The organism is Stenotrophomonas nitritireducens, assembly GCF_001431425.1.
Taxonomy (GTDB): domain Bacteria; phylum Pseudomonadota; class Gammaproteobacteria; order Xanthomonadales; family Xanthomonadaceae; genus Stenotrophomonas; species Stenotrophomonas nitritireducens.
The window spans coordinates 17,386-29,233 of the sequence record NZ_LDJG01000011.1; the positions used below are offsets into that span (position 1 = coordinate 17,386).

Annotated in this window: 12 protein-coding genes; 7 read left to right on the forward strand and 5 right to left on the reverse strand. The window is 68.4% G+C overall.

All coding sequences use genetic code 11. From position 1 onward, the window contains the following. The first annotated feature begins 2 nt into the window (after nt 1–2). Nucleotides 3–860, forward strand: coding sequence for a DUF3025 domain-containing protein (locus tag ABB22_RS08015; protein ID WP_055765399.1), 858 nt, complete (start codon nt 3–5; stop codon nt 858–860). Between the two features lie 32 nt (nt 861–892). On the opposite strand, the gene ABB22_RS08020 is transcribed toward ABB22_RS08015, so the two are convergent. The 3 genes from ABB22_RS08020 to ABB22_RS08030 all read right to left on the reverse strand — a co-directional run bounded on the left by ABB22_RS08020 (nt 893) and on the right by ABB22_RS08030 (nt 4,192). Continuing rightward, complete coding sequence (locus ABB22_RS08020) at nt 893–1,900, reverse strand: DegV family protein (protein ID WP_055764727.1); 1,008 nt, start codon at nt 1,898–1,900, stop codon at nt 893–895. A 203-nt stretch (nt 1,901–2,103) separates the two neighbouring features. Beyond that, nucleotides 2,104–2,625 (reverse strand): transcription elongation factor GreB, encoded by a 522-nt coding sequence (greB, locus tag ABB22_RS08025; RefSeq protein WP_055764729.1) that lies wholly within the window; start codon nt 2,623–2,625, stop codon nt 2,104–2,106. Between the two features lie 4 nt (nt 2,626–2,629). Continuing rightward, nucleotides 2,630–4,192 (reverse strand): helicase HerA-like domain-containing protein, encoded by a 1,563-nt coding sequence (locus ABB22_RS08030; RefSeq protein ID WP_055764731.1) that lies wholly within the window; start codon nt 4,190–4,192, stop codon nt 2,630–2,632. 124 nt (nt 4,193–4,316) lie between these two features. Between ABB22_RS08030 and ABB22_RS08035 the strand changes: the two genes are divergently transcribed. The 3 genes from ABB22_RS08035 to ubiB all read left to right on the forward strand — a co-directional run bounded on the left by ABB22_RS08035 (nt 4,317) and on the right by ubiB (nt 8,427). Further along, nucleotides 4,317–5,897 (forward strand): transglycosylase SLT domain-containing protein, encoded by a 1,581-nt coding sequence (locus ABB22_RS08035; RefSeq protein WP_055765400.1) that lies wholly within the window; start codon nt 4,317–4,319, stop codon nt 5,895–5,897. 315 nt (nt 5,898–6,212) lie between these two features. Next, entirely contained in the window at nt 6,213–6,710 is a 498-nt protein-coding gene (locus tag ABB22_RS08040) for a CinA family protein (RefSeq protein ID WP_055765403.1), read from the forward strand. A gap of 37 nt (nt 6,711–6,747) precedes the next feature. Beyond that, nucleotides 6,748–8,427, forward strand: a complete 1,680-nt coding sequence (gene ubiB / locus ABB22_RS08045) for a 2-polyprenylphenol 6-hydroxylase (RefSeq protein ID WP_055764734.1) — start codon at nt 6,748–6,750, stop codon at nt 8,425–8,427. Nucleotides 8,428–8,432: 5 nt separating this feature from the next. Here the strand turns inward: ubiB and ABB22_RS08050 are convergent, their stop codons facing one another. Together ABB22_RS08050 and ABB22_RS08055 are read right to left on the reverse strand one after the other, a co-directional pair. Continuing rightward, nucleotides 8,433–8,663, reverse strand: a complete 231-nt coding sequence (locus tag ABB22_RS08050; RefSeq protein WP_055764736.1) for a helix-turn-helix domain-containing protein — start codon at nt 8,661–8,663, stop codon at nt 8,433–8,435. Continuing rightward, nucleotides 8,663–9,214: a hypothetical protein gene (locus ABB22_RS08055; RefSeq protein ID WP_055764738.1), complete on the reverse strand. Its 552-nt coding sequence runs from the start codon at nt 9,212–9,214 to the stop codon at nt 8,663–8,665. Before ABB22_RS08055 ends, ABB22_RS08050 begins: the two co-directional genes overlap by 1 nt. Before the next feature lie 100 nt (nt 9,215–9,314). Between ABB22_RS08055 and lexA the strand changes: the two genes are divergently transcribed. The 3 genes from lexA (at nt 9,315) to recX (ending at nt 11,775) form a co-directional block, all read left to right on the forward strand. Further along, the gene (lexA, locus tag ABB22_RS08060) at nt 9,315–9,962 is read left to right on the forward strand and encodes a transcriptional repressor LexA (protein ID WP_055764740.1); all 648 of its coding nucleotides are present in this window, start codon (nt 9,315–9,317) and stop codon (nt 9,960–9,962) included. A gap of 181 nt (nt 9,963–10,143) precedes the next feature. Then, nucleotides 10,144–11,178 (forward strand): recombinase RecA, encoded by a 1,035-nt coding sequence (recA, locus tag ABB22_RS08065; RefSeq protein ID WP_055764743.1) that lies wholly within the window; start codon nt 10,144–10,146, stop codon nt 11,176–11,178. Between the two features lie 105 nt (nt 11,179–11,283). Beyond that, nucleotides 11,284–11,775 (forward strand): recombination regulator RecX, encoded by a 492-nt coding sequence (gene recX, locus ABB22_RS08070; RefSeq protein ID WP_055764745.1) that lies wholly within the window; start codon nt 11,284–11,286, stop codon nt 11,773–11,775. The last annotated feature ends 73 nt before the right edge of the window (nt 11,776–11,848 follow it).

The window sequence follows — 11,848 nt, forward strand, 5'->3', positions numbered from 1 at the left end:
GCATGGACGGCAGGCCGGCGCTGGACGATGCCGGCGCTGATGCCGCTGCCGATCGGCGCCGCTTCGTCGCACCGCCGCGCGGGCAGGTCGATCCGGCGTGTTTCCGTCACCCCCTGTTCGAGCGGTACGCCGAGTATCGGGAGCTGCTGACGGCTGCGGCGTGGCCCGGCATCGACGCGCTCAACGCGGCGCTGCCGCTGCCCGGGCTGTGTTTCACCGCGCAGGACCCGGCGCTGCTCGGCGATGGCCTGCACTACGAGACGCGCATCGCCACGCATGGCCGCATCGCCACCCGCACGGAGAACTGGCACGACCTGTTCAATGCGCTGGTCTGGGCGCGTCATCCGGCGGTCAAATCGGCGCTCAACGCACGCCAGTGCCTGCACATCGCCGCGATGGGGCCGCAGCGGCGCAACCGAGCGCAGCAGGCGCTGACCCAGTTCGACGAATGCGGGGTGGTCGTGCGCGTCGCCGATCCGGCGCTGCTGCCGCTGTGGGACGGCCATCGCTGGCATGAACTGTTCGTCGCCCAGGCCGCGCGCTGGCACGATGGCGGCATCGCCATTGCCGCGGTGATGGGGCATGCGCTGATGGAACAGGCGCTGGTGCCCGGGCGCCTGCTGGTTGGGCGGTGCGTGGTGGTGCAGGGCGGGGACGACGCGGCCTGCGTGGCCCGCGTCGCCGAAGCGATCGCGGACGGAGGAATTCTCGAAGATCCACTGGAGCTGAGGCCGCTGCCGCTGGCCGGCATACCGGGCTGGCACCCACGGCAGGATGCCGCTTTCCATGCGCAGGCCGGCTACTTCCGGCCGCTGCGCGCAGGCCGGCTGTATCCGTCGCCGCTGCGCGCTGCCCCATAGGGCGGGCCCGTTCCTCTACGGCTTTCCGGCGATCAGAAACGGCCGTCCTGCGGCTCGCCGGCGAAGGCCAGGGTGAGCCCGCCCGGGCCGATGTTCATCATCCCGGTGATGCTCATCGGCAGCACGTGCAGGTGCACGCCCTCTTTCTCGCAGATATCGCGCAGTCGCGCGAGCGCCTCCAGCTGCAGCACCTCCTGCACCGGGCCCGCATGGGAAACGACCAGGTGCGGCGCATACAGCCCGCGCCGAACCTGCGCCCCGGCATGGGCGAACAGGCGGCTCCAGGCTTCGTCGCGGCCGCGGAAGCGGGCGACCGGATGGGTGTCGCCGTTGCGGCCGAGGATGATCGGCTTGATGTCCAGCGCGCTGCCCAGCAGCACGTTGAGCAGCTTGATGCTGCGGTCGCCGCGCACGCGCGAACGGGTGCGCGCATAGCCCAGGTTGTCCGGGACGTAATAGGTGTGGGTGGTGTCGATGATGCGCTGCAGGGGATCGCGGATGTCCTTGGGCGGCACCTGCGCGCGCAGCATGTCCATCAAGGCCATGGCCGGAACGCCGGAGCCGGCGAACATGTTGCGGGTATCGATGACCCGGAACTGGAACGGCCGGGTGATGCCCGATGCCTGGCGCAGCGTGCGGATGGCATTCATCGCCAAAGTGCTGCCGTGGCGGGCGGCGTCGTGGATCGGGCTGCGGCTGGCGGTGATCGTCAGGCAGAACACCGAGTCGTACTCCAGCGCGAAGCGTTCGAGGAAGAATGCGCTCATCTGCGCCGCGTCCAGCGGGATCGACTGGCCGGTCACGCCCTCGCCGTTGGCGTTCTCGCGCATGTAGCGGCTGGTGGCGTCGGCGTCGTGCTGGTCGACATAGGTGACCGGGCCGATGCGGATCGGGATGGGGATCACCGCCACGTCGGGATGGGCGATGAAATCGGCCGATACGTCGCAGGACGCATCGATGACGATGCCGGTACGTGCCGGCCGGCGCTGGCTGGTGACGTCCTGTTCGAGGGTGGGGGCCGTGGCTTCGGGCGCGTGCATGTTTCTTCCGTGGCGACATGGGCAACCGGAGAGCAATACACAGGCCAATGAAGGCGCGTCAAATACGTCCGGGTATGTTCCGGACGACGTTGCCTAGTGGCTTGATTCCACAATGCGGGCCGGTTGTCCGCATGCGCTGGCGTATGTGCCGCGTGCGCGGGATTCGGCCGCGGTCGCCGCGCTGGGCGGGCGCCCCGGGGAGCTTATGCCGGCCCCTGCGGACCCACCGCGTAGTCGATGCCGACGATGGCGAAGGCCTGCCGTCCGCCCGGCAGTTCCACCTCGAATTCGTCGTCGATGCGCTTTTTCAGCAGGGCGCGGGCCAGCGGCGAATCGATGCTGATCCAGCCGGCCGTCGCGTCGGTCTCGTCCGGGCCGACGATGCGGTAGACGTGGGTCTGGCCGGACTGCACGTTCTCCAGCTCCACCGTCGCACCGAAGAACACCGCTTCCGGGTCGCTGGGGCGCGTGTCCACCACCCGCAGCGCTTCCAGGCGCTTGCTCAGGTAGCGCACGCGCCGGTCGATCTCGCCCAGTTGCTTCTTGCGGTAGGTGTACTCGGCGTTTTCCGAACGGTCGCCCTCGGCCGCGGCCGCGGCCAGCGCCTTGACCACCTCTGGCCGGCGCTGCCGCCACAGTTCGTCCAGTTCGGCCTTCAGCCGCGCATGGCCCTGCGCGGTGATCAGGGCGGTGCTTTTTTCCGCGGGGGGGCGCCAGCGCGACATGCGTTCAGCGCTTGCCGCCGAAGATGCCGCCGAGGATGCCGCGCACGATCTGGTTGCCGATCTGGCCGCCGTACTTCTTGCCGGTCTTGCCCATCACCGATTCGCCGATCGAGCTGCCGACGCTGCGTCCGATCGAGCCGCCGACATTGCGCGTGGTCTGCTTGGCCACCGATTCGACCATGCCCTGTTTGCGTCCGCTGCCGAACAGGAGCTCGCTGATCTTCTGGCCGATTCCGCCCTGTCCAGCGCCCTGCGCGGCCGGTGCCTGCGCCTGCTCGGCGGCCTGCTGGGCGCGGGCGGCGAGGATCTCGGCGGCCGATTCGCGGTTGATGGCGGTGTCATAGCGGCTGCCGACCGGGCTGCCGGCGCGTACCTGCATGCGTTCGGACTCGCTGATCGAGCCCATGCGGCAACGCGGCGGCGCCACCAGCGTCTTCTGCACGGGCGCGGGGATGCCCTTGTCCTGCAGCGTCGAAACCAGCGCCTCGCCGGTGCCCAGCTGCGACAGCGTGGCCACCACGTCCAGCTTCGGGTTCTGCACGAAAGTCTCCGCGGCCGTCTTCACCGCCTTCTGGTCGCGCGGGGTGAAGGCGCGCAGCGCATGCTGCACGCGGTTGCCGAGCTGGCCGAGGATGTTGGCCGGCACGTCGTCGGGGAACTGCGAACAGAAGTACACGCCCACGCCCTTGGAGCGGATCAGCCGCACCACCTGTTCGATGCGCTGCACCAGCGCGGCCGGGGCGTCGTTGAACAGCAGGTGCGCCTCGTCGAAGATGAACACCAGCCTGGGTTTCTCCAGGTCGCCCACTTCCGGCAGCTTCTCGAACAGCTCGGACAGCAGCCACAGCAGGAAGGTCGAGTACAGGCGCGGCTTGAGGATCAGCTGCGCGGCGGCGAGGATGCCGATCACGCCGTGGCCATCGTGGTTGACGCGCATGATGTCGGCCAGTTCCAGCGCCGGTTCGCCGAAGAAGTTCTCGCCGCCGTCCTGCGACAGGCGCAGCAGCGACCGCTGGATGGCGGCGATGCTAGGCGCGCTGACCAGTCCGTATCCGGTGGATACGTCCTTGCGCTCTTCGGCGATCAGGTTGAGCAGGGCGCGCAGGTCGTCCAGGTCGAGCAGCAGCAGGCCGCGGTCGTCGGCCAGCTTGAACACGATGTCGAGCACGCCGGCCTGGGTGTCGTTGAGCTCGAGGATGCGCGCCAGCAGGGTCGGCCCCATCTCGCTGACCGTGGTGCGCACCGGATGGCCGAGCTGGCCGTACAGGTCCCAGAAAATCGTGGGGCTGGCCTGCGCGGTGTAGCCATCGACCCCGATCTCGGCGGCGCGTGCGGCCAGTTTCTCGCTGATGTCGCCGGGTACCGCCAGGCCGGCCACATCACCCTTCACGTCGGCCATGAATACCGGCACGCCCAGCCGCGAGAAGCCCTCGGCCAGGGTCATCAGCGTCACCGTCTTGCCGGTGCCGGTGGCGCCGGCCACCAGGCCATGGCGGTTGCCGAACTGCGGGAGCAGGGTGACGGCGATGTCGTCGGTGGTGCCTTTGCCGATCAGGATGGGGTCCATGGGGGAGCTCTTGGAGGGAGGCGTGAGGGGATTCTAACGGCCGACTGTATCGCCTCGGCGCGCCGGTTGCCGCCGGACAAGGCCGGCGGCTACCCTGCCAGCCTTTCCGTCCGTAATGCCGCTGATGCCCGCTTCCGTTCCGACTGTCCGCCGCTGCTCCCTGCTGGTCGCCGCTTCGCTGCTGGTTGCCGTTCCCACCGCCCACGCGCAGCGCGTGTCCGCCCGCGACAAGGCCAAGGTCGACGCGATCGAGCAGCGCATGGCGACAGCGGAGAAGCGCTACACCGACGCGCTGCTGCTGGTCGCCAACGCCGATCCCAAGGGCACCGCCGAGGGCAATGCGGCGCTGGAGGACATGGAGGACGTGATCGACGCCTGCATCGGCCAGAAGGGCTGCCAGGTCGGCACCCTGCTGTCCACCTACAAGCGGCTGTTGAAGAAGCAGGCCGACGACAGCGCCGGCGATGCCGCCGACGAAGCCGGCGATACGCTGGAGGCCGATCCCGACCATGTCGGCCCGCTGGTCGCCGATGTGCCGGAAGCCGCGCGCGCGGCGGCGCTGCTCAACGACCACCGCCACGCCTTCGACGAGATGGTCGAATACAACCCGGCGATCCAGGCCGGCATCCGCCGCTGGTTGACCGACATGCGCCCGGCGCTGCTGACCAGCTATGAGAACTACATGAACCTGCGCGCGGTGATGTGGCCGGAGTGGGAGAAGCGCGGCCTGCCCGAGGGGCTGCTGTTCGGCATCATGGCCAAGGAGTCCAACGGCCGCGTGCATGCCTCCTCGCGCGCCGGTGCGGCCGGGCTGATGCAGTTCATGCCGGCCACCGGCCGCCGCTTCGGCCTCGGCCCGGACGGCACCGGCTTCGACACCCGCTTCGATGCGCGCAGCGCCGCCGAGGCCAGTGCCGCCTACATGAACGAGCGGATGGGCCAGCTCAACCGCAATATCGAGCTGGCGCTGGCCGCCTACAACGGCGGCGAGGGCAGGGCGCAGCGGGTGTTCAACCAGGGCGGCGGACAGAGCTTCTGGACCGATTCGATCTACAACCAGTTCCCCGGCGAGACCAAGGACTACGTGCCGATGGTGATCGCCGCGGCCTGGATCTTCCTGCACCCGCAGCAGTACGGCGTGGAGTTCCCGAAGGTCAACGCGCAGCCGGCCACGATCCGCCTGGCCAGGTCCACCACGATCTACGAACTGACCATCTGCCTGGGCAGCGCCGGCACCCGCGACGGCTACATGCGCGTGCTGCGCAACCTCAATCCGCGTTACGAGGCCGATGGCTGGATTCCGGCCGGCACTACCATCAATGCCACCACCCGCATCGCCGGGCTGTACAACCGCCAATGCGTGAGCGGGCCGCGCGCGGACCTGGCCAGGGCGCTGATCACCGCCGACCTGAATGCCGCGATCAAGCGGCCGCAGGCCGCGGCCTACACCGGCAACGTGGCGGTGGGCGATGTGCAGTCGATGCAGTCGGGCCAGCCTGCCGCCGCGGCGCCGACCGCGCCGGCGCGCCCGGCGCCCCGTCCGGCCGCACGCAGCTACAAGGTCGCCAAGGGCGACACGCTCGGCCGCATCGCCACGCGCTTCCAGTGCGACGTGCCGGCCCTGGCACGTGCCAACGGACTGCGCGCGCCGGCCTATGCGATCAAGCCGGGGCAGGCGTTGAAGCTGGAAGGCTGTTCGCGCTGAGGCCGCGGCGCGAGGCGTCGGCGGCCGCGTCGCCTATGGCCGGGAGGCATGCGCAGTCCATGCCACTGGTAGGGCGCGCTGGGCGAACCAGGCTCCGGCGTTGGTTCCGGACAACGGCCGCAGCGCTGGGCGCGCCGCTCCGGCACGCATCCGATCCGGCGCGGCAGCGGCTGGTCGATGCGGAGCGCGAACGGCAACATTGCCTGGCGATGGCCTCGGCCAATCCGTCGGTATGCTGCAGGCCGGCGCAACGAACCCGGCGCCCGGCGCGTTTTTGCGCTAAAACGGAGGGCCGTTTTTTGCATGGGCGCCAGCATGTCCCCCCCTGTCGACGATCTTGAACTGGAGCGATTGGCCACCCGTCTGGGCGAACGCCTGCGCGTCGCGCGCGACCGTGTCGTCACGGCCGAAAGCTGTACCGGCGGCTGGATCGCCAAGGCGATGACCGGCGTTGCCGGCTCTTCGGACTGGTTCGATTGCGGCATGGTGGCCTACAGCTACGAGGCCAAGCAGGCGCTGCTGGGCGTGCGCCCGCAGACGCTGGAAAGCCAGGGCGCGGTGAGCCGCGAAACGGTGATCGAAATGGTGTCCGGTGCACTGGTGCATTCCGGCGCCAGCGTCGCCGTCGCCGTCACCGGCATCGCCGGGCCGGGCGGCGGCAGCGCCGACAAGCCGGTCGGTACCGTGTGGATCGGCTGGAAGCGGCGCGGCGGTTACACGCATGCCGAACTGTTCCATTTCGACGGCGACCGCGATGCAGTGCGGCGGCAGACCGTGGCGCGCGCGCTTGAGGGGCTGGAGGCCCTGCTGTGATGTCGCGGTGCGGCCCGGGATGCGGAGGGTGCAGCTGATGTGGGAAGCCCTGGGTACCGTGCGCGATCTCGGCCGGTTGCAGGAGATCGCTGCGGTCCTGATCCGCTACGGCTTTGGCGACGTCGTCCGCCGCATCGGCATGGCCGACGTGCTGCAGCGCGCCGGCCGCCTGCTGCACTGGAACGACCCCGGACAGATCCTGAAAATGTCGGCGCCGGTGCGGGTGCGGCGCGCGATGGAAGACCTCGGCCCGACCTTCGTCAAGCTGGGGCAGGTACTGGCCACGCGCGTGGACCTGTTTCCGCCGGAATGGATCGCCGAGTTCAGCGAGCTGCAGAACGCGGTGCCGGCGTTGCCGTACGAACAGGTGCGCGGGCAGCTCGAGGCCGACCTGGGCGAGCCCCCGGAACAGGCTTTCGCCCGGCTGGAAGAGCGGCCGATGGCGGCCGCTTCGCTGGCGCAGGCGCACCGTGCCTGGCTGCACGACGGCACGTCGGTGGTGCTGAAGGTCCGCCGCCCAGGTATCCGCGACGTGGTCGAGGCCGACCTGCGCCTGCTGGCGCGCCTGGCCGAGATCATCGAGGCGCGCCTGCCGGACCTGCGCCGCTACCGGCCCTCGGAAGTGGTGCAGCAGTTCACCCAGTCGCTGCGCCGCGAACTGGATTTCGCCGCCGAGTGCCGCAACGCCGAGCGCATCGCCGGCAACTTCGCCGGTCATGCGGAGGTGCTGATCCCGCGCGTGCACTGGCAATGGACCTGCGAGAGCCTCAACGTGCAGGACTTCGTCGACGGCATCCCCGGGCGCGACCTGGACGCCGTCGATGCGGCCGGCCTGGACCGCGTGGCGCTGGCGCATACCGGCGCGGCGATCATCCTGAAGATGGTGCTCGACGACGGCTGTTTCCACGCCGACCCGCACCCGGGCAACATCTTCTACATGCGCGATGGCCGCATCGGCATCATCGATTTCGGCATGGTCGGGCGGCTGTCCGAGCAGCGCCGGTTCCAGGTCGCGCGGCTGCTGCACGGGCTGGTGTCGCAGGATCCGGAAGCGGTGACCGACGTGCTGCTGGAATGGGCCGGCGGCGTGGAGGTGGACGAATCGCGCCTGCAGCACGACCTGGGCAGTTTCGTCGACCAGTACCGCGGCGTGCCGCTCAAGGACCTGCGCGTGGGCCTGATGCTGGGCGACGTGACCGCGCTGCTGCGGCAGTACGGCCTGACCCTGCCGGCCGACCTGGCGCTGATGATCAAGACCTTCCTGACCCTGGAGGGCATGGGGCGGCAGCTGGATCCGGATTTCGACATGGCCGGCGCCGCGCGTCCGTTCCTGGAACGGATCATGCGCCGCCGGTATGCGCCGCGGGCCGTGCTGCGGCGCGGCCGCCGCAGTCTGCTCGGTGCGCTCGATCTGGCCGGAGATCTGCCGCGCGACCTGCGCCGGCTGCTGCAGGCGGCCCGCCGCGGGCGCATGCAGCTGATGGTGGATACCCCCGCGCTGAAAGGCTTCGGCGACCAGGTCAACCGGGCCGCCAACCGGCTCACCGTCGGCATCGTCACCGCCGCCCTGATCATCGGCTCGTCCATCGTCATGAACAGCATCGGCAGCGGCACCAACCGCTGGCTGCTGGCGCTGGGTGTGGCCGGCTTCCTCGGCGCCGGGCTGTGCGGGGTATGGATCCTGTTCTCGATCTGGCGCAGCGGGAAGCGGTCATGAGCCGCTCAGCCTTCGCTTCCGGCCGGATATCTGTCGACGCGATACTCGAGCAGTTCCCCCGGCTGGCACTTTAGTTCCCGGCAGATCGCCTCCAATGTAGCGAAGCGGATACCTTTGACATGGCCCTGCTTGAGCAGGGAAAGATTGGTCTCGCTGATGCCCACGCGCTCCGCCAGTTCCTTTGATTTCACCTTGCGGCGGGCCAGCATCACGTCGAGATTGACGATGATCGGCATCAGACGATGCTCTGCGCGTCGTCGGCTGCCTCGGTCGCCAACTGCATCAGGTGCGCCACGCTGTACAGGCAGAGACAGGCGATGAGGAACAGGTAGCAACCAGCGACACTGATGGAGATGTCGTGTTGTGGCACGTGATTGCCTTCGGCGGCGATGGCGGCCAGCACGATACTGCCGGCATTGAACAGGGCGAACCCCAGCACCGAATGCGCCAGCCACCGGAAGGCATCAGCTACCGGCCGGCTCAGGGCCTCATTCGCGTAAAGGCAGCGACCCAGCCGGCGCAGAGCGATCAACGGGGTCAGATAGGCCAGCGTCCACAGCATTCCGGCCGTGCTCAACAGCCATTTGCCGGTCGTGTTCATGACGACTGCCTGCTTCCATTCGATTCCGGCAATGGTCCATACCGAGGCTTGGGGGGCCCAGTCCGGCAGCCACGACATCATTGTCAACATGAACCCCATGGCTGCGACGCAGGTGATGCCCAACGTGCCAAGCGTGACCAGAGTCCGGCCATGGACACGCACTTGGTCTTTCGGGAAGAAAGCCATTTCATTTCCTTTTGATTAATTTATGTAAAACATAAATTAATCAATCCGAAGGTGTCAATCGCTTGATTCCTTATGTCAGTTAGTAGTATTACTACTAACCATGAACCTGACCGATACCCAGCAGGCCATCCTCGACCTGATCGCCGAGCGCATCGACAGCGAGGGCGTGCCGCCCTCGCAGACCGAGATCGCCCGTGCCTTCGGCTTCAAGGGGGTGCGCTCGGCGCAATACCACCTGGATGCGCTGGAAGCGGCCGGCGCCATCGAGCGGGTGCCGGGCCGGGCACGGGGCATCCGCCTCGTACGCCCGGCCGACGAGGCGGATGCCGCCGCGCTGCCGGCCGCCGCGTTGGCCGAAGAGCAGGTGCTGCGCCTGCCGGTGCTGGGGCGGGTCGCCGCCGGCCTGCCGATCGGCGCGGACATCGGCTCGGACGACTTCGTGGTGCTGGACAAGGTGTTCTTCTCGCCCGCGCCGGACTACCTGTTGAAGGTGCAGGGCGATTCGATGATCGACGAGGGCATCTTCGATGGCGACCTGATCGGCGTGCACCGGACCCGCGACGCGCGTTCCGGGCAGATCGTGGTGGCGCGCATCGACGACGAGATCACCGTCAAGTTGCTCAAGGTCGGCAAGGACCGCATCCGCCTGCTGCCGCGCAACCCGGACTACGCGCCCATCGAGGTTCTGCCGGACCAGGATTTCGCCATCGAAGGGCTGTACTGCGGCCTGCTGAGGCCCAACCGGTGACGGTGTTTTTCCCATCGCAGGCGCGATGGTTTTCCTACGGAAGAAGGGCGGTGGCGTCGCTGCCGGTATCCTTCCCGGCCCGATAATCTGGCCGCGTCGCAACCAGTCTCAGCCTATGCGATACGGCCCCGCTACAGTGAACCCCATGACGAAATCCAAATCCCCCGCGAGGAACGACCTGATGGACGAGAACAAGAAGCGTGCTCTTGCCGCAGCCTTGGGCCAGATCGAGAAGCAGTTCGGCAAGGGCTCGGTGATGCGCATGGGCGACCGCGTGGTCGAGCCCGTCGAGGCCATCCCGACCGGCTCGCTGATGCTGGACATCGCCCTGGGCATCGGCGGCCTGCCCAAGGGGCGCGTCGTTGAGATCTATGGCCCGGAATCCTCGGGCAAGACCACCCTGACCCTGCAGGCCATCGCCGAATGCCAGAAGATGGGGGGCACCGCGGCCTTCATCGATGCCGAGCATGCCCTGGACCCGATCTACGCCGCCAAGCTGGGCGTGAACGTGGACGACCTGCTGCTGTCGCAGCCTGATACCGGCGAACAGGCGCTGGAGATCGCCGACATGCTGGTGCGTTCGGGCTCGGTCGACATCCTGGTGATCGACTCGGTCGCCGCGCTGACCCCGAAGGCCGAAATCGAAGGCGAGATGGGCGACCAGCTGCCGGGCCTGCAGGCCCGCCTGATGAGCCAGGCGCTGCGCAAGCTGACCGGCAACATCAAGCGCTCCAACACGCTGGTGATCTTCATCAACCAGCTGCGCATGAAGATCGGCGTGATGATGCCGGGCCAGAGCCCGGAAACCACCACCGGCGGCAACGCGCTGAAGTTCTACGCCTCGGTGCGCCTGGACATCCGCCGCATCGGCGCGATCAAGAAGGGCGACGAGATCATCGGCAACCAGACCAAGATCAAGGTCGTCAAGAACAAGCTGGCGCCTCCGTTCAAGCAGGTGATCACGGAGATCCTCTATGGCGAGGGCATCAGCCGCGAGGGCGAACTGATCGATATGGGTGTGGATGCCAAGCTCGTGGAGAAGGCGGGCGCATGGTACAGCTACGGCGACGAGCGCATCGGCCAGGGCAAGGACAACGCCCGCGGCTACCTGCGCGACAACCCGCAGGTAGCGGCCAGGCTCGAGGCCGAACTGCGCGAGAAGTTCCAGCCGGCCGACGCCGCCCGCGAAGCGGGTGACGGCGAAGACGAGGAATGATTTTCCCGCGGGAACGGGCGGCGCATCGTCAGTGACGCCGTCCCGTTCCCGCGGTTTTCACCGGTATCGGGCTGGCCCTGCGCCGGCGCAGGGTGATGGCAGGCGATGAACGACAGCGAAGACCGGCCTGGCCGCCGCAGCCGGCGGCCGCGTGAACAGACGCCGCTGCAGCGTGCTCTGGGGCTGCTGGTAAGGCGCGAGCATTCGCGCAAGGAACTGGGACGCAAGCTCAAGGCCCGGGGCGTGGATGCGGACGAAGTCGACGCCGCGGTAGCGAAGCTGGCCGAAGAGGGCTGGCAGGACGACACCCGTTTCGCCGAGGCCCTGGTGCGCAACCGGTCCGGGGGAGGCTATGGTCCCCTGCATATCCGTGCCGAACTCGGCACCCATGGCCTGGACAGCGAGCGGATCGAGGCCGCGATGGCCACCTTCGAAGGCGACTGGGCGGAACTGGCCCGGGAACTGGTCTGCCGGCGTTTCGGTCCGGAGGGGCCGCAGGATCTGGCGCAGCGGCGCAAGGCCGCGGACATGCTGGCCCGGCGCGGCTTCGACGGGGGCTGCATCCGCAGCGCCACCCGCTACGATCCTGAGGACTGAATGGACCGGGCCTGATACCCTTTCAGGGTTTCGGCCGTTCCGGATCCACGAACCGCGTGGGGAGCCGGCTGCC

Bases quoted from the DNA above. Each gene is read 5' to 3' on its own strand.
- ABB22_RS08050 (WP_055764736.1), bottom strand. From the start codon at position 8,663: ATGCCGATCATCGTCAATCTCGACGTGATGCTGGCCCGCCGCAAGGTG.
- ABB22_RS08030 (WP_055764731.1), bottom strand. From the start codon at position 4,192: ATGGACCCCATCCTGATCGGCAAAGGCACCACCGACGACATCGCCGTC.
- ABB22_RS08055 (WP_055764738.1), bottom strand. From the start codon at position 9,214: ATGGCTTTCTTCCCGAAAGACCAAGTGCGTGTCCATGGCCGGACTCTG.
- ABB22_RS08015 (WP_055765399.1), top strand. From the start codon at position 3: ATGGACGGCAGGCCGGCGCTGGACGATGCCGGCGCTGATGCCGCTGCC.
- recX (WP_055764745.1), top strand. From the start codon at position 11,284: ATGAACGACAGCGAAGACCGGCCTGGCCGCCGCAGCCGGCGGCCGCGT.
- recA (WP_055764743.1), top strand. From the start codon at position 10,144: ATGGACGAGAACAAGAAGCGTGCTCTTGCCGCAGCCTTGGGCCAGATC.
- greB (WP_055764729.1), bottom strand. From the start codon at position 2,625: ATGTCGCGCTGGCGCCCCCCCGCGGAAAAAAGCACCGCCCTGATCACC.
- lexA (WP_055764740.1), top strand. From the start codon at position 9,315: ATGAACCTGACCGATACCCAGCAGGCCATCCTCGACCTGATCGCCGAG.
- ubiB (WP_055764734.1), top strand. From the start codon at position 6,748: ATGTGGGAAGCCCTGGGTACCGTGCGCGATCTCGGCCGGTTGCAGGAG.
- ABB22_RS08035 (WP_055765400.1), top strand. From the start codon at position 4,317: ATGCCCGCTTCCGTTCCGACTGTCCGCCGCTGCTCCCTGCTGGTCGCC.
- ABB22_RS08020 (WP_055764727.1), bottom strand. From the start codon at position 1,900: ATGCACGCGCCCGAAGCCACGGCCCCCACCCTCGAACAGGACGTCACC.
- ABB22_RS08040 (WP_055765403.1), top strand. From the start codon at position 6,213: ATGTCCCCCCCTGTCGACGATCTTGAACTGGAGCGATTGGCCACCCGT.